Raw genomic sequence first — 14,801 nt, forward strand, 5'->3', positions numbered from 1 at the left:
AACCCTGTATCCACACCGTGGTCCACGGATTGAAGAACGGGCCCAGCCACCCTCACCCCAACCCTCTCCCGGAGGGAGAGGGAGCAGGTGGAGGGAGAGGGTTGGGGTGGAGGGAGAGGGACCTGGCTCAGTGCACGGTCTCAGCCGGGCTCGAAGCAACGGCCGGTTGCGCCGCGGAGCGAGCGCGGGGCAGCCGGACGCGGAAGGTGGAGCCCACGCCAGGGCGGCTCTCCACCTCGATGCGGCCGCCATGAGCCTCCACGATGCGCCGGGCCACCGACAGTCCAAGTCCCACGCCCGGTGCCTTCTCCCGGGCCCGCCCCGTGCGCCGGAACGGAGCGAAGAGCATGCGCAGCTCCTCGCTGGAGATGCCGATGCCCCGGTCCACCACGCTCAACACCGCCTCCTCGCTCTCGTAGCCGACGATGACGTCCACCCTGCTGCCGCCCTGCGAGTACTTCAGCGCGTTGCTCACCAGGTTGTGCAACACCTGCTCCACGCGCGTGGCGTCGCAGCACAGGAGGACGGGCTCCTCGGGGAGATGGAGCCTCAAGTCATGTGAGGAGCCGCCAGCCTGGTACAGCTCCACCACGGCGGTGGCGAGCTCGCGCGCATCGCGCTCCTCGAGGCTCAGCTCGAATCTGCCGGCCTCGATTCGGGTGGCGTCGAGCAGGTCTCCCACCATCCGGTCCAGGCGGGCCACCTGACGGCGCACGAGGGCCATGGTCTTCTGCATGCGCTCCTCGGGGATGGGCCGGCCGGAGGTGACGAGGGCGGCGGACATCTTCAGCGCGGAGAGGGGATTGCGCAGGTCATGCGCCACACCGGCGAGGAAGGTGAGCTGCTCCTCCTGCTGGCGGGCGAGGGAGTTGGCCATCTCGTTGAAGGTGCGGGCCATGTCACGCAGCTCGACGGGGCCGGCCACGGGGGCGCGGGTGCGCTTGCGGCCGGCGCCGAAGCGGCGCATGGCGCGGCTCATGTCGAGCAGGGGGCGGAAGACGAAGCGGCGCAACCACCACAACAGCGCGCCGCCGCCCAGCACCAGGAGCGCGGCCACGCTGACGGCGCCGATGTTGGCGAGCTGGTCCCACCGGTCGGCCTGGAGCTGGACGGTCCGGGCCTCGTTGACGTTGAAGGTGACGAGCCCATCCAACGCGGCGAGCGCGGCCTCCAGGGAAGGAACGAGCTCGCGGGCGGCCTGCTCGGTGGGGAGGTTCGCGGCGCGCTCCCGGGCGAGCAGGTAGTTGGAGATGGTGCGCTCGGCGTCGTCGATGAGCGCCTGCTCCTGGGGCGACCAGGCGTTGGCGCGGGCCTCGGTGAGGTGGAGCCGGAGATTGGACTCGATGGCCGCCAGGGAGCGGGGCGAGTCGGAGGGGATGCGCAGGAGCGAGTCGGACAGCCGGTAGAGGGAGAGCAGATCCACCTGGAGGGCCTCGGCCAGGCGGACGCCCTCCACGGCGCTGCCCATGCTCGCGGTGGTGCGATGGAGGTAGGTGGTCAGGACGATGAGGGAGGCGGCGCCGGCCAGGGCGAGGGCCGCGAGCATGGCGATGGCGGCGGTCATGATGCGCCTGAGACTCATGACGCCTCCCGGCGGAAGGAGCGGCCGCGATGCGGGACGTTGCGGGGGCTGCGAGGGTCCACGCGATTCCTCCCGGAGAGACGGAGGGCCCGCGCCCTCCCTTCTCTGCAACACGAAGATGTGTCCGGAAGAAGCGGGAGCCCCATGCCCGGCGGGAGGGGAGCCGAGGGAGCGTGAGCGAGGCGGCGGGCGGACCCCTCTTGCGTGAGCCGGGGCTCAGGCGCCGAAGCCGCCGAGGGCGGTGCGGCTGAAGCTGGCGGCGCCCTGGCTGACGCGGACGGCGGACTGGCTGAAGACCTGGAAGGCCTTGCGGATGTCCTGGGCGCTCTGGCCAGGGGTGAGGATCCACTTGTCCTCGATGCCCATCTCGCGGAAGACCTTGCGGAAGTCGGTGCTGCCGTCGTCGATGCCCATGCCGGCGACGATGTGGTTCTCGGCGCGGCGCAGGTCATTCACGAGCGCGGCGACATCACGAGGGCGGGAGCTCTGCGAGTGGCAGTCGGCACCATCGGTGATGAGGAGGGTGACGGTGCGGGCGGAGACGCCGTTGCGGGTGAACTCCTGGGCCTTGGCGAGCACGGTGCCGAGCAGGACGACGGCCTGGTCATAGAGGGGCGTGCCCTTGTCGGGGTCGTAGTTCTTGGAGTGCATGCGGACGACGTCCTCGAGGGGCCGGAAGGGGTTGAGGACGAAGCCATTGAGGTAGCGGGTGTGGAAGAGGACGCCGTCCTTCTGTTGGGAGGAGAGGAGGGCATCGAGGACGAGGTTGTGGCCGTCGCAGACGGTGCGGGCGTGGCCGGCGTGCTGGATGGAGCCGGAGTCATCGGGCATGACGGTGACGAGGACGACCTCGGAGGCCTGGACGTCATCGACGCTGATGCCGAGGCCGGCCTGTATCTGAGCGCCGAGGTCCACGACGGTGAGGGCCTGAAGGGCCTGGGGGCTGAGAACCCCTTCGGCGTGAGCGGCCTGGAAGAGCTGAGAGACATTGGCGCTGGAGCTGTTGCCATTGCTGGACGAGGAACTCATCTGAGCCTCCGTGGAAATCCCCTCTCCCTCTGGGAGAGGGTCAGGGTGAGGGAAAAGAGTCCCCACTCCCTCTCCCACCGGGAGAGGGTCGGGGTGAGGGTATCGGGCTCCGTGTTGCCTACGAGATCCGGAGATCCGGCCACGAAGCGAGCGGATCCGTGGACTTCACCAGGTGCATGCCAGCGTTGGCGAAGCGCTGCAGTGCCGACTCGGCCTGGGGAGTGAAATCCGCGGCGAACCCGCCCTTGCCATCGGGGACGGTCACAGCGGACATACAATCCGTGAGCAGATACACCTTGCGAGCGAGCGCGGCATCCTGGGCGAGGATCTCCCCGAGCAGGTCATCGATGGAGCTCTTGACGCAGTGACTGGCGGCCTGGCCGGCGATGACGACGGCATCGGCGGTGAGGAGGGTCTTGAGGAACTGGGTATTGCGCTGGGCGAGGGGCTGGCCGTCGTGGCGGGAGAGGACCTCGGGGCGGAGGACGGAGTAGTTCTCCGTGAGCGGATTCCCTCCCTTCACCTCGGCCCAGGACTGGGCGCCGCGGGCGAAGGAGTGGAACAAGCGGGCCTCCTGGACGACACCGGCGATGGCATGACCATCGCCGCCGAGGAGGCAGTGAGGAGGCCAGAGGTAGAGGGTGTACTTCCCGGCGCGCTCGAGCTCCTCGCAGTAGTACTTCACCTGCTTGAGGAGCCAGGGGTAGTTGCCGCCGCAGAGCCATTTGGCCATGGCGGGATTGGGGCGGACCTGGCCGCGTTCGATCTGCTCGCGGGTGATTTCGCGGTAGGCGGTGAGGGGCTGGTCATTCTGGTCGACCCAGAAGGACGGGAAGAAGATCTGGTAGGCGAAGTGGGTATCGAGCGTGGTGGTGACGTTCGTGAGGGCGCCGAGGTTCTTGTAGACGAACTCGGCGATGCGGCGGCTGTCGTCGATGGCGCCGCGGCCGGAGCGGCCGGCGACGTAGAGGGAGCCCTCGGGGAAGCAGAAGTCCTTCTGGACGTCGATGAGGAGCAGGTGGAGGTTGAACGAGTCGGTGGCGGAAGCGGAGAGGCCGTGAGCGCCGCGCCAGGTCTGGGCCTCGGCCTGGAGGGCCATGGCATTGGGGCCGTAGGCGTAGGAGGCGGCGTTGGCGGACTTGTAGAACGACGGAAGCGGCAGCTCCTTCAGCTTCGACTGGGTCTTCATGGTGCAACCCTCCTGGGTGGAGCGGCTTACCGCGCCACCCTTCGTGTATCGACAACACCAACATAGTGTCCGAATTACACGTAGTCAAGCCAAGGTGGACCGAATCGATGCTGGCCCCCGGGTAGGGCGAGGTGTCAGGCCCTGCGCGAACCTGGGCGCTGAGCGAAGAGAAGGGAGAGCGCCTTCTGGGAGCGGACGCGAGCAACTGGTCCAACAGTCGGACCAGTTGGCGAACCGCGCGTCCGGAAGGCGGGTCGGCCTCGGCAGGCAGGAGGAGTCCGCCGGGCGCGACGTTCACAAACTTGTCCAACAGTTGGACAAGTTCGTGAAGAGCGCGCCCGGAGGGCGGCGGGTCTCAGGAGCCGAGGCTGAAGCACTCGGCCACATGGCGCCTGGGAATCACGTCATCCGCAGGGCGGTGATGTCCTGGCGGCGGACGACGGTGAGCCCGTTCCGGGTGAGGAAGAGGCGGCTGTCTGCATCGACGAAGGGCTCGGTGTCGGGGAACTCGCGAACCACCTCGAGCCGGCCCTGACGCAGTTCCACGCGGACGAGCCCCGCGTCCGTGGGAGCGAACAGCGCCTCACCCGAGGCGCACTTCCCTCGCACCGAGCCGAGCCACGAGCCATCCCCCGCCTCGCCCCTGGCGCTGGCCTTCACGGTGCCATCCGCGCCCACCACGACGCAGTGGTTCACCGTCCGGCCGCCGGTCTCCTCGGCGAGGAAGAGCCAGCAGTTCGCGCCATCGAACACGGCCTCCGCGTCCACCAGCCGGCCCGAGGGCCACGGCAGCGCCAGGCCATCCCGGAGTCCCGGGCGCTCGGCGTCGAAGACGAACGCACCGCGCAGCGAGCCCGCGCGGTGGAAGCCGAGCCCGAAGCGCGGCCCCACGAAGAGGCGCGTCTGCCCATCGAGCACCTCGCCCAGCCGCTCGGGAGCGAACGCCCCATCGCGCCACAGTGCACCCGCGTGCGCCCAGTAACGGTGGCGCGCATTCGCCGCGAAGGCCGGGCGCTGCTCGGGCGCATCCACGCCGAGCCGCTCGGGGCGCTGGCCCGGGGCGAGCACCGCGAACTCCCCGCCCTTCCCCACCAGCGTGACGGCGCCCTGCAGTGCCCAGTGCAGCGAGGGCTCCAACCCCCCCTGGAGCACCGCCGAGCCCTCCTCGCGCCGGTACGCCCCGTTCGCGTGAAAGAGCCAACGCAGCGTCCCGTCCTCGACGCTGGCGTGGAGGATGACGCCCTCGGTGGTGAAGAGGCGGGTGGCCACCACCTGGCCGCGCACGGTGGTGACGGGCGTGGTGGCCAGGGTCGCGCTCGGGCGGCACGTGGGGCACGAGGCCCGCGCATGCTCCACGCCACACGAGGCACAGACCGTGAAGCGCAGCGAGTCCAGCAGCGGCAACGGGAACGGCCCGCGGAGATCCTCGACGAACACCCGGTGCAGGCAGTGCAGCAGGTCATCCGGAAGCACACCGAAGGGGGTGGCCGGCTTGGGGTACTGGACGTCCGGGTGGAAGACGGTGATGCGCTGGAGGACGCGAGCGGTGGGCGTGGCCTTGGGCGTGGGAGGCTTCGGGCGGTGGATGCCGCCATGGGGCCCCACGCACAGAAGACTCTGCATCAGCGCGACGGTGAAGGCATACCAGTCACTGTCCGGAGACGCCGGGCGCGAGGGCATCAGCCCCTGCGTCGAGCCGCCCAGGCGCAGCGGGTCCAGGAACTTCTCGGTGAAGACGGGGGAGAGATAGGACCCGAACTGGAAGCTGTCCGCGTCGATGAGCCAGGCATCGTTGCCGGTGACGAGGATGTTGAGGTCGTTGAAGTCCCCCACCACCACGCCGCTGCCGTGGAGCGCGGAGAGCGTGCGGTGCAAGCCGCGGAAGAGCTCGGAGACGCGGGAGGACGGCACACCGGCGCGGCGGAAGGCCGGGTCGCCGAAGCGGCGCAGGGGCTCGGCGCCCTCGAGCTTGCGCATGGCGTAGCCGAGCAGCGTCGTGCCCTTCTTGTCGGTGGCGAGCGTCTCGGGAGACACCACCCGCGCGGGCAGGGGCCTCGGGAAGGCGGGCAGCTTGTGCTGGTGCTCGGCGATGCGGGCCCGTGCGGCGGCCTGCTCCTGGGGGAGGTTGTCGTAGTCGGGGTGCTCGGGAGGCTTGAAGAGCTTGAGGACGCGCCCGTCCCCGAGGTCGAAGACATCCGCCTCGCCGCCCTTGCCGAGCGCCTTCCTCGGGTCCAACCGGAGCCTCTTGCCCTCGAGATAGACGTCCATGGTGTCAGGCCCTCCCCTGCCGGCGGCGCAGGACGACGAGCGTGGTGTCATCGGAGAGCAACCCGGGCACGCGCTCGAGTCTGCGGGCGGGGAAGTCGGCGCGGACGGACTCGCGGTTGAGCAGCGCGAGGCGGCGGCGCAGTGCGTCCGGGTTCGAGAAGTACCGGCCATCACTCCAGAACTGCGAGAGCGGACCCACGGGCTCCTCGCGCTCGGGCACTCGCGATTCAGCGAGGCCCGCGAGGTCCGAGACTCCATCCGTGCCGAGCAGCAGCGAATCCACCTCGGCGGTGGGCCGCAGGGTGTTGGCCTTCAAGGACACGGCGCCCGGCTTCAGCAGCCCATAGGCGAGGTACGGCGGCGCGTTGTTGGGAAAGGGCCCGAGCCGGTGCACATCCCCATTGAGGGCCCAGAGCCCATCGCCCGCGGAGAAGACGAGCGTGTGCTCGGGGGTGACGACGGCGCCCACGACGGTGAAGAGGAGCGCCTCACCGATGGCCCGCTCGCCGAGCTCCCCGGAGATGGCCTGGAGGAAGCACAGCACGTCCGCGCCCAGGCGCTGGAGGAACTCGGGGGACTCGATGGGCACCTGCCTGCCCAGCAGCGAGAGCGCTCCCTCCACGACCCGCCGGGCGCCCAGTTGCGCCCCCAGCTCGCTCTGCGCGCCACTGCCGCACCCATCCGTGACCACGGCGGCCAGACCGTGCTCGCTCGCCCGGGCCCAGAAGGAGTCCTGGTTGTTGCGTCCGGCTCGGGCGTGCTCCCGGCCCTGCACGGTGGCGGCGGCGAGCTCGAAGGGCAGCGCGGACATGGCTCTCCTCTCCCAGGTGGCCTGGGCAGATGTCGTGTTCTACGGACACCAAGTTAGTGTCCATAAAACACGAAGTCAACCCGATGGCCCGGGTGGGGAGAAGGACTACAGCTCGAAGTTGAAGCCGGCCTTCTCCAGTTGCTTGTACTTCTTGTGGTCGAAGCGGTAGAGGCGCGCGGCGCGGTGGGAGACGTCCTGCTCCACCTCGTCGAGCTCCTCGAGCAGCTCCATGGCGAGCAGCTTCTTGCGGAAGTTGCGCTTGTCGAGCTCGCGCTCGAGGATCTTCTCGTACATGCGCTGCAACTGGGTGAGGGTGAACTTGGGCGGCAGCAGCTCGAAGCCGATGGGCTGGTAGCGGACCTTGCCCTTCAGCCGCTGGTGGGCCGTGGCGAGGATGTCCGCGTGGTCGAACGCCAGCTTGGGCACGTCATAGACGGAGAACCAGGCGGCCTCCCGGGCGTCGGTGGCGGCGTGCACGCGGTGATCCGACAGCTTCACCAGCGCGAAGTAGGCCACGCTCACCACCCGGCCCCGTGGATCCCGCTCCGGCGCCCCGAAGGTGTAGAGCTGCTCCATCAGGTTGGGGCGGATGCCGGCCTCTTCCTGGAGCTCACGGCGCGCGGCGTCCTCGAGCGACTCGTCCATGCGGACGAAGCCACCCGGCAGCGCCCACCGGCCCTGGAAGGGTTCCACGCCGCGCTTGATGAGCAACACCTTCAGGTCCTCGTCGTCCAGGCCGAACACCACGCAGTCCACCGTCAATGACGGGCGCGGGTAGTCGTAGGTGTAGCTCACGGGATTCCTTTCGTTCCGTTCGTGCCCACCGCATAGTGTTGGATGGACACTCCGTCAAGCGGCGGAAATCCGAGTGGATGCACGGGGCAGGAGGACGGGGACGGGCACCCTCACCCCGACCCTCTCCCGGGGGGAGAGGGAATGTGGGGAGTGTGGGTACGGCGGAAGGCCTCGGGGCTCATCCCCCACCAACGCTTGAAGGCCCGGTGGAACGTGGCCGGCTCGCCATAGCCGAGCAGGAAGGAGACTTCCGCGATGGACATCCTCCGCCGCAGGTAGTTCTCCGACAGCTCGCGCCGCACCGCCTCCAGGATGCCCGCGTAGCTCTGTCCCTCGTCGGCCAGCTTGCGCTGCAACGTGCGCGGCGGCAGGTGCAGCGTCCTCGCCACCGCCTCGAAGGTGAAGTCCCCTCCCGACAGCGTGCGCCGCACCTGCTCTCGCACCCGCTCGGTGAGGCTCGCCGTCACCGGTAGCCGCGAGAGCTGCCGCTGCGCCTGTTTCTCGAACAGGGTGTTGAGCAGCGCATCCGCGTGGACGAAGGGCAGCTCCGCGTCCGCGTGGGAGTACTCGATGTCGTTTCGCGGCGCGCCGAAGACGAGCGGACAGGCGAAGAGGGCCTCGTGCTCGCGGATGTCCGCGGGCGCCGCGTGGGCGAAGCGCACCTGGAGCGGCCGCACGTCCACCCCCGTGAAGTAGCGCATCCCCAGGGCCACCTGCACGAGCGCGACCTCGGCCATCTGCCGGTGTGCCGGCCGCCACGGTCCCACGGGGGTGAAGCGCATGCGCACTCCGCGCTCGGTGTCCTCCACCCCGAAGCGATCCCCATCCCCCCAGACGCGCTGGTAGCGGCACCCGCGCACCATGGACTCCTTCAGCGTCGCGCTCGTGAGGATGACGAGCCCGGCCGCGTCATCCGGGTCCACCTCGCTCATGCGCGCCATGTGCAGGCCCAGGTTGTCGTCCCCCGTCACCTCCACCGCCCGCTCGAGGAGGGTGTCGAGCACGGCGTAGGGGATGCGCAACTCAGGGTCGTCCAGGTCCTCCAGGCGCAGGCCCACCTCGCGGCAGAGCGCCTCGATGGGCACCTTGTGCTCGGCCGCGATGTCCAGCGCCTGCCGGACGAGCCGGGAAGAGAGGGCGGCGGGAGGAGAGGAGGACGCCATCGACGGCGGGGACGCTAGCGAGCGGTTGGCGCCCGGTGCAAGCCGTTCTGGCGCCAGCGGCCAGTGCAGGACGGCCGCCCGGATGGCACCTTCAGCCCATGAACGAGCCCACCTCCACCGCCCTCATCCCGCGCCTGCACCTCTTCGAGCTGCTCGATCAGGACTGGTATCCGCGCACCTTGAGAGACCTGGGCACGGACTATCTCCACACCGTCAGCGAGAAGACGGGCGCCTTCGATGCCGCCACGGACGTGCTCGCCCGGGGCCTGCGTGCCTCGGAGAGCCAGGAGCTGCTGGACCTCGGCTCGGGAGGCAGCGGTCCCCTGCCCCGGCTCTGCCGCCTGCTGGAGAAGGCGCAGGGACTGAAGCCGCGCGTGGTGCTCAGCGACCTGTACCCCACCGCCAACGCGGCCGAGCGGGCACGCGCCCATGGCGTCGGCTACCTGGAGCGGCCCGTGGACGCCACGCGGGTGCCTCCGGAGCTGCGTGGCATGCGCACCCTCTTCAACGCCCTGCACCACTTCCGGCCCGAGCAGGCCCGGCAGGTGCTCGCGGACGCGCAGCAGCACAACGTCCCCTTCGCCGCCTTTGAAATCATGCGCCGCACGCCGGCCGGAATCCTCGGCATGCTGCCGGTGCCGCTGATGGTGTGGCTCTTCACCCCGCTCATCCGCCCGCTGACGCCGCTGCGCCTGCTGCTCACGTACGTGCTGCCGGTGGCGCCGCTCGCCAGCCTCTGGGACGGGCTGGTGTCCGCCTTCCGGGCGCACCGCCCCGAGGAGTTGCGCGCCATGACGGCCTCGATGGCCCGCGAGGGCTACACCTGGGAGGTGGGCGAGTTGAAGCGGCCCGGCAAGCCCATCGTCACCTATGTGCTCGGTCTGCCCGCGAACTCGCGCCCCGGGAAGTAGGCCGTCTCCGGCTCACCTCGTCAGGCCACGAGACGCTGGAGTTGCCGCCAGTCCACCAACTGCACGGACTCCTCGGCCAGGTCGAACTCCAGCGAGCGGCGCAGGCCCATGAGGTCCCCCCCCATCTGCAAGGGCACGTCGCGATCGAACTCCATGCGCAAGCGCTCGACGAAGAAGTCGTGCATGTGAGGCATCGGGTGATGGCCGCGCCACAGCCGGCGCATGTTGAGGGTGGCCTCGGTCACGCCGGCGCCATAGACGCGCACGGACAACCGGTGCGGCACCGCCTGGGCGAACGGGAAGGCCTTGAAGCCGAAGCCCCACTCGGTGGTGGTGGCCGCTCCGGCGACGCCCGCGGGGCCCTCGTAGAGCAGCGCGCCCGTTTCCCCATGGGGAATGGGTATCACGTTGCCCCGCGCGTCCACGGTGAGCGCCGGGGCCCCCAGGTTGTACACCTTCACCTGCAACTGGCTCTTGCCGAACAGGTGCCGGGGAATGGTGCGCGTGAACAGGGCGCTCATGTACCCGCGCAGGCCGGCGTTCGCCTCGCGCAGCGGCCCGGCCGGGAACTTGGACAGGTGGTCCTTGAAGTCCTGCAGCGTCTCCGAGTCCCAACCCGTGCCAGCGAAGGGCGCCACCCGGTTCTCCAGCCGCACCAGGGAGAAGGGGCGCAGGGGAGGCAGGCGCTCGCCACAGGCGGCCAGCTGGCGCAGGGCCACCGCGGGCTTGGGCGCCCCGGTGACGCGGGCCCACGCATTGCCCGTCCCCAGCGGCAGCACCCCGATGGCCGGCAGCGCCACGCCCTGCAGGCGCAGCTCGTTGAGCAGCCCGGTGATGGTGCCGTCACCTCCTCCGGCCAGCAGCAGCGTGGGCGGGTTGGGACGCAGCTGCTCGGAGATCCACGTCCGGGCCTCCTCCAGCGAGCGGGTGAGGGCCAGGCGGGCCCGGGGGAAGAAGCGCTGCACCATACCGCCGACCCTCTCGGAGCCCCGGCGTGCGCGCAGATTGACCATCACGGCGATGTTCATGGCGGTGTCACTCTCCCCAAGCCATGTCATGGTTTCGTCATGGCGTCTCGACCTGGCGATCATCATCCAGTGACGGACACATGAGGGGTTCCCCTCACCACCTGGGGACGAGCGCCATGTGCCTCCACGCTGTGGCGTGCCCGTGACGGGCGCAAGCCGGACGCCGCCCGCCGTCCAACCGCCAGCAGAAGGGGTGGGAGCCTTCTGTTGGGCATCGTCCCTCCACGCGGGTTCCGGCCGTCACCTCCCCGTTGCCAAGATGGAGATGACGCGGAGCGGTGCACGGAAGCGCTGGCCAGGCCTCCCGGAGGACGGGCGAGGTGGCTCCAGGCACGAGGACGGACCGTCCAGTATCGGGACGGGACGCGGTGGAAGGAGCGGGGCGCGCCGGGAAACGAAGCCGGCGGACACCGTGACGGGTAGGAAGCCGGAGGCCCGCCCAAGGGCGCGGAATGACTGCGTTCTGGCGCACGGGGGATGGGTTGTGGACGTGGCGTGACGGCTGGTATCTCGGCGGCGCGAGGCCCGGCGGCCGGCGGAACGGGCCCTGCAATCGCGCTCGGACATCATGACCTTCCTCAAGAACTCGTACTCGATGGTGGTGCTCGCGCTGGTGCTCGGAAGCGCGGCGGGAGCCGCGCCGCGCCGCGTCGTGGTCTCCAGTGGCGACTGCAAGGACGCGGAGCTCAGCGGTCAGGCCAAGGCGCTCTACGACAGGCTGGTGTCCCGTCCTGGAGAGAACGTCCTGGGGGCGGCGGACTTCGCCGAGCGGCTGTTCCCCCCACCCTCCGGCAGCTTCGAGGACATCAAGCGGCAGCTCGAGGCCGCGCAGGGCCAGTTCTACGAGGCGCGTCATGCCCGGGCGGCGCAGGCCATCGACGAGGTGCTCCGGCAGGTGACGCGCCTGCCGCCGGGCGGGGCCCGCTGGAAGCTGTACGTGGACACGCAGTTGCTGCTGGCGATGAACCAGCGGGCGCTGGGCAAGGTGAAGGAGAGCGACGACGCGTTCCGCAACGTGCTGCGGCTGGAGCCGGAGTACGCGTTGGATCCGGACTACTACACGCCGTCCACGCGGCAGGCCTTCGACAAGCTGCGTCGCGAGCTGGCGCGGGGCAGGAAGGTGAAGCTCTCGGTGAAGTCCAACCTGTCGCCCTCCGAGGTGTTCCTGGATGGGCGGAGCGTGGGGCAGACGCCGCTGGTGCTGGAGGTGCCCGCGGGCACGTACGACCTGAGCGTGAAGAAGGGCGAGGCGCTCAGCTTCCCGCGCCAGTTGCCGGTGCAGGGCGCGGAGACGCCGGTGCTGGTGGACCTGGCGTATGAGGGCTCCATCTCGGCCAGTCCCTTCCCGTGCCTCGCGTCGGACGGGGATGGGGAGACGGAGCTGTCCCACGCCGTGCGCCTGGGAGGCACGCTGGGCGTGGAGGAGGTCATCGTGGTGAGGCTCGAGGGGACGCACAACGGGCCGAAGTGGCTCGCCGCCACGGTGCTCAACGTGGAAGGGGGCCAGAAGCTGCGCGAGGGAGGCGTCAAGACGCAGGGGCTCGATGCGCCGTCCGAGTCGCTCTCCGCGCTGGTGGACTTCGTCACCACGGGCAAGGATCAGCCGAGCCTCGTGGTCGCGAAGCCCAACCACCAGCCGCCGTGGGAGCAGCCCTCGGCGATGCTCACCCCGGAGGTGACGGAGAAGTCCGGTGGCTCCGTGCGGCCGCTGCGCGTGCTGTCCTACGTGACGCTGGGGGTGGGTGTGGCGGCACTGGCGGGCGCGGGCTACATGCGGCTCTCCCTGGAGCCCGAGTGGCAGGAGCTCACGAATCCGGCGAACGGGCACCTGGTGGATGGGAAGATCAGCGCCGAGGACACCCGGGGCGTGCGGTTGCTGCGCGACGTGGCGCGGAAGCACAACACCATGGTGGGGCTGCTCGTGGGCTCGGGCGCGGCGGTGGTGACGGGCACCGTGCTCTTCTTCCTGTCGCCCAACGAGGCGCCTCCGCCGGTGTCGGTGGGTGTCACGGCGGGCCCGGACGGGGCGGGCGCCACGCTGTCGGGGACGTTCTAGTGACACAGGCACCCACACTCCATGTGAAACCATTTCCTTGACCTGCTCTCCCGACTATTCCAGTTTCCCGGGTTGAACCCCCCACGAGGAGAGTCGGGATGAAGAAGCTGACGCTGATCGCCGGAGTGCTGACGCTGGTGCTGGTGGGCTGTGGCCCGGTCGAGAGCGAGACGGCGGACCTGGGCGCGGAGCCCACGGGCACGGACACCGCCGCGCTGACCATGTACCCGGAGTGTTGCTCCGCCATCCCGAACTCCGGGTACACGGAGGCGTTCTGTGACTCGGTGGCGTACTCGCCGGGGCGCTGCAACCAGGTGTGGGGCGGCTCGGCGTGCCAGTGGAACAACACCAACTGCCCCGTGACATGCTGCCAGCCCAAGAGCGGCAGCACCGTGTCCTGGAACTACTGCAACTCGTTCACGATGTCCGCCGACCGCTGCAACGCGGTCAACGGCGGCACCACCTGCAACTGGACCTGCTGAGCGCCACGCGCACCCGGGTTCCACGGGCTTGGGAGGCACGGTGCCTCTGGTACGTTCCCGCGCATGAACGTCCTCCTGGCCCTGCTGTTGGCCGCGAGCGCCTCGAGCGCTCCGGCCCCCCGCACCTTCCGCGTCGACTACTTCCACACCGGCAACGCCACCGAGGAGCGTTTCAGCCTCGATCGGCTCGTGGTGGAGCCCCTGCCCTGGCCCGGCCACCCCGCTCGCGGCGTGGATGAGAGCAACCTCGGCAAGTACCTCTTCGAGGTGCGCGACCGCGCCACCAACCGGCTGCTGTACTCGCGCGGCTTCGCCTCCATCTACGGCGAGTGGGAGACGACTCCCGAGGCCCGCGAGATGAACCGCACCTTCCACGAGTCCCTGCGCTTCCCCTCCCCGGAGAAGCCCGTGCAGGTGATGCTCAAGAAGCGCGCGAAGGACAACTCCTTCCGCGAGCTGTGGAGCTTCACCGTCGACCCCCAGGACATGTTCGTCGACCCGTCCACGCCCGCCTCGCCTGGCGCGCTGTTGAAGCTGGTGGACAACGGCCCGTCCGCGGACAAGGTGGACTTCCTCATCCTCGGCGATGGCTACACCGAGAAGGAGCGCGCCAAGTTCGAGAAGGACGCACGGCGGCTGGTGGACATCCTCTTCGGCTTCTCGCCCTTCAAGGAGCGCAAGCAGGACTTCAACGTGTGGGGCCTCATGCCCGCCGCCCGCGAGTCCGGCATCTCCCGGCCCTCCACCGGCATCCACCGTGACTCGCCCGTGGGCTCCACCTATGACGCCTTCGGCAGCGAGCGCTACGTCCTCACCTTCGAGAACCGCCGCTTCCGCGACATCGCCGCCTTCGCGCCCTACGAGTTCGTGGAAATCCTCGTCAACGGCAACACCTACGGCGGCGGAGGCATCTTCGGCCTCTACAGCACCGTGGCCGCCGACAGCCTCTGGGCCCCCTATGTCTTCGTCCACGAGTTCGGCCACCACTTCGCCGGGCTCGCGGACGAGTACTACACCTCGGAGTCGGCCTACGCCCCCGCCGAGGAGCGCGTGGAGCCGTGGGAGAAGAACGTCACCGCGCTCAACGACCCCGCCCGGCTCAAGTGGAAGCACCTGATGACGCCCGGCACGCCGCTGCCCACGCCCTGGCGGAAGGACGAGTACGAGAAGCACGCGCGCGAGGTGCAGCAGCAACGCCGCCGCATCCGCGCCGAGCGCCGCCCCGAGTCGGAGATGGACGCGCTCTTCACCTCCCAGCGCGACTGGGAGGAGAAATTCCTCGGCCAGCAGCAGTACGCCGGCAAAGTGGGCGCCTTCGAGGGCGCCATGTACGAGGCCCGCGGCTACTACCGGCCCCAGGTGGATTGCGTGATGTTCACCCGCGACCGCGTGCCCTTCTGCTCCGTCTGCCAGCACGCCCTCACCGAGGTCATCGACCTGTACGCGGGCCCTCGAAATGGCAAGGCCCCGAAGACGGCGCCCTGAGT

The 14,801-nt window shown here is 69.7% G+C and carries 12 protein-coding genes; 4 read left to right on the plus strand and 8 right to left on the minus strand.

Translation table 11 applies throughout. The annotated features are described in order from the left end of the window. Positions 1 to 127: 127 nt before the first annotated feature. From Q664_RS36095 to Q664_RS36125, 7 genes are all read right to left on the minus strand, one after another. Positions 128 to 1,582, minus strand: a complete 1,455-nt coding sequence (locus Q664_RS36095; RefSeq protein WP_043406478.1) for a HAMP domain-containing sensor histidine kinase — start codon at positions 1,580 to 1,582, stop codon at positions 128 to 130. A gap of 216 nt (positions 1,583 to 1,798) precedes the next feature. Continuing rightward, a complete protein-coding gene (locus Q664_RS36100) occupies positions 1,799 to 2,611 on the minus strand; it encodes a hypothetical protein (RefSeq protein WP_200883816.1) in 813 nt (270 codons plus the stop codon). 118 nt (positions 2,612 to 2,729) lie between these two features. After that, positions 2,730 to 3,800 (minus strand): cysteine hydrolase family protein, encoded by a 1,071-nt coding sequence (locus Q664_RS36105; protein WP_043406482.1) that lies wholly within the window; start codon positions 3,798 to 3,800, stop codon positions 2,730 to 2,732. A 399-nt stretch (positions 3,801 to 4,199) separates the two neighbouring features. Then, positions 4,200 to 6,068: a hypothetical protein gene (locus Q664_RS36110; protein WP_200883817.1), complete on the minus strand. Its 1,869-nt coding sequence runs from the start codon at positions 6,066 to 6,068 to the stop codon at positions 4,200 to 4,202. Positions 6,069 to 6,072: 4 nt separating this feature from the next. Next, entirely contained in the window at positions 6,073 to 6,879 is an 807-nt protein-coding gene (locus Q664_RS36115) for a protein phosphatase 2C domain-containing protein (protein ID WP_043406485.1), read from the minus strand. 105 nt (positions 6,880 to 6,984) lie between these two features. Then, positions 6,985 to 7,674 carry an NUDIX hydrolase gene (locus Q664_RS36120; RefSeq protein WP_043406487.1) on the minus strand — a complete coding sequence of 230 codons (690 nt, stop codon included), beginning with the start codon at positions 7,672 to 7,674 and terminating at the stop codon, positions 6,985 to 6,987. 110 nt (positions 7,675 to 7,784) lie between these two features. After that, positions 7,785 to 8,837, minus strand: a complete 1,053-nt coding sequence (locus Q664_RS36125) for an AraC family transcriptional regulator (RefSeq protein ID WP_052519100.1) — start codon at positions 8,835 to 8,837, stop codon at positions 7,785 to 7,787. 98 nt (positions 8,838 to 8,935) lie between these two features. Between Q664_RS36125 and Q664_RS36130 the strand changes: the two genes are divergently transcribed. After that, positions 8,936 to 9,748, plus strand: a complete 813-nt coding sequence (locus Q664_RS36130; protein ID WP_043406490.1) for a class I SAM-dependent methyltransferase — start codon at positions 8,936 to 8,938, stop codon at positions 9,746 to 9,748. Positions 9,749 to 9,768: 20 nt separating this feature from the next. Here the strand turns inward: Q664_RS36130 and Q664_RS36135 are convergent, their stop codons facing one another. Next, on the minus strand, positions 9,769 to 10,776 hold the full coding sequence (locus Q664_RS36135) for a diacylglycerol/lipid kinase family protein (protein WP_043406493.1): 1,008 nt from the start codon (positions 10,774 to 10,776) through the stop codon (positions 9,769 to 9,771). 568 nt (positions 10,777 to 11,344) lie between these two features. Between Q664_RS36135 and Q664_RS36140 the strand changes: the two genes are divergently transcribed. The 3 genes from Q664_RS36140 to Q664_RS36150 all read left to right on the plus strand — a co-directional run bounded on the left by Q664_RS36140 (position 11,345) and on the right by Q664_RS36150 (position 14,799). Further along, a complete protein-coding gene (locus Q664_RS36140) occupies positions 11,345 to 12,832 on the plus strand; it encodes a PEGA domain-containing protein (RefSeq protein ID WP_052519101.1) in 1,488 nt (495 codons plus the stop codon). A gap of 98 nt (positions 12,833 to 12,930) precedes the next feature. Continuing rightward, positions 12,931 to 13,314 (plus strand): hypothetical protein, encoded by a 384-nt coding sequence (locus Q664_RS36145; RefSeq protein ID WP_043406498.1) that lies wholly within the window; start codon positions 12,931 to 12,933, stop codon positions 13,312 to 13,314. A gap of 63 nt (positions 13,315 to 13,377) precedes the next feature. Continuing rightward, on the plus strand, positions 13,378 to 14,799 hold the full coding sequence (locus tag Q664_RS36150; RefSeq protein WP_043406501.1) for an IgA Peptidase M64: 1,422 nt from the start codon (positions 13,378 to 13,380) through the stop codon (positions 14,797 to 14,799). The last annotated feature ends 2 nt before the right edge of the window (positions 14,800 to 14,801 follow it).

Origin of the sequence: Archangium violaceum Cb vi76 (genome assembly GCF_000733295.1) — a bacterium.
Taxonomy (GTDB): Bacteria; Myxococcota; Myxococcia; order Myxococcales; family Myxococcaceae; genus Archangium; species Archangium violaceum.

Bases quoted from the DNA above. Each gene is read 5' to 3' on its own strand.
- Q664_RS36095 (WP_043406478.1), bottom strand. From the start codon at position 1,582: ATGAGTCTCAGGCGCATCATGACCGCCGCCATCGCCATGCTCGCGGCC.
- Q664_RS36100 (WP_200883816.1), bottom strand. From the start codon at position 2,611: ATGAGTTCCTCGTCCAGCAATGGCAACAGCTCCAGCGCCAATGTCTCT.
- Q664_RS36105 (WP_043406482.1), bottom strand. From the start codon at position 3,800: ATGAAGACCCAGTCGAAGCTGAAGGAGCTGCCGCTTCCGTCGTTCTAC.
- Q664_RS36110 (WP_200883817.1), bottom strand. From the start codon at position 6,068: ATGGACGTCTATCTCGAGGGCAAGAGGCTCCGGTTGGACCCGAGGAAG.
- Q664_RS36115 (WP_043406485.1), bottom strand. From the start codon at position 6,879: ATGTCCGCGCTGCCCTTCGAGCTCGCCGCCGCCACCGTGCAGGGCCGG.
- Q664_RS36125 (WP_052519100.1), bottom strand. From the start codon at position 8,837: ATGGCGTCCTCCTCTCCTCCCGCCGCCCTCTCTTCCCGGCTCGTCCGG.
- Q664_RS36130 (WP_043406490.1), top strand. From the start codon at position 8,936: ATGAACGAGCCCACCTCCACCGCCCTCATCCCGCGCCTGCACCTCTTC.
- Q664_RS36135 (WP_043406493.1), bottom strand. From the start codon at position 10,776: ATGAACATCGCCGTGATGGTCAATCTGCGCGCACGCCGGGGCTCCGAG.
- Q664_RS36140 (WP_052519101.1), top strand. From the start codon at position 11,345: ATGACCTTCCTCAAGAACTCGTACTCGATGGTGGTGCTCGCGCTGGTG.
- Q664_RS36145 (WP_043406498.1), top strand. From the start codon at position 12,931: ATGAAGAAGCTGACGCTGATCGCCGGAGTGCTGACGCTGGTGCTGGTG.
- Q664_RS36150 (WP_043406501.1), top strand. From the start codon at position 13,378: ATGAACGTCCTCCTGGCCCTGCTGTTGGCCGCGAGCGCCTCGAGCGCT.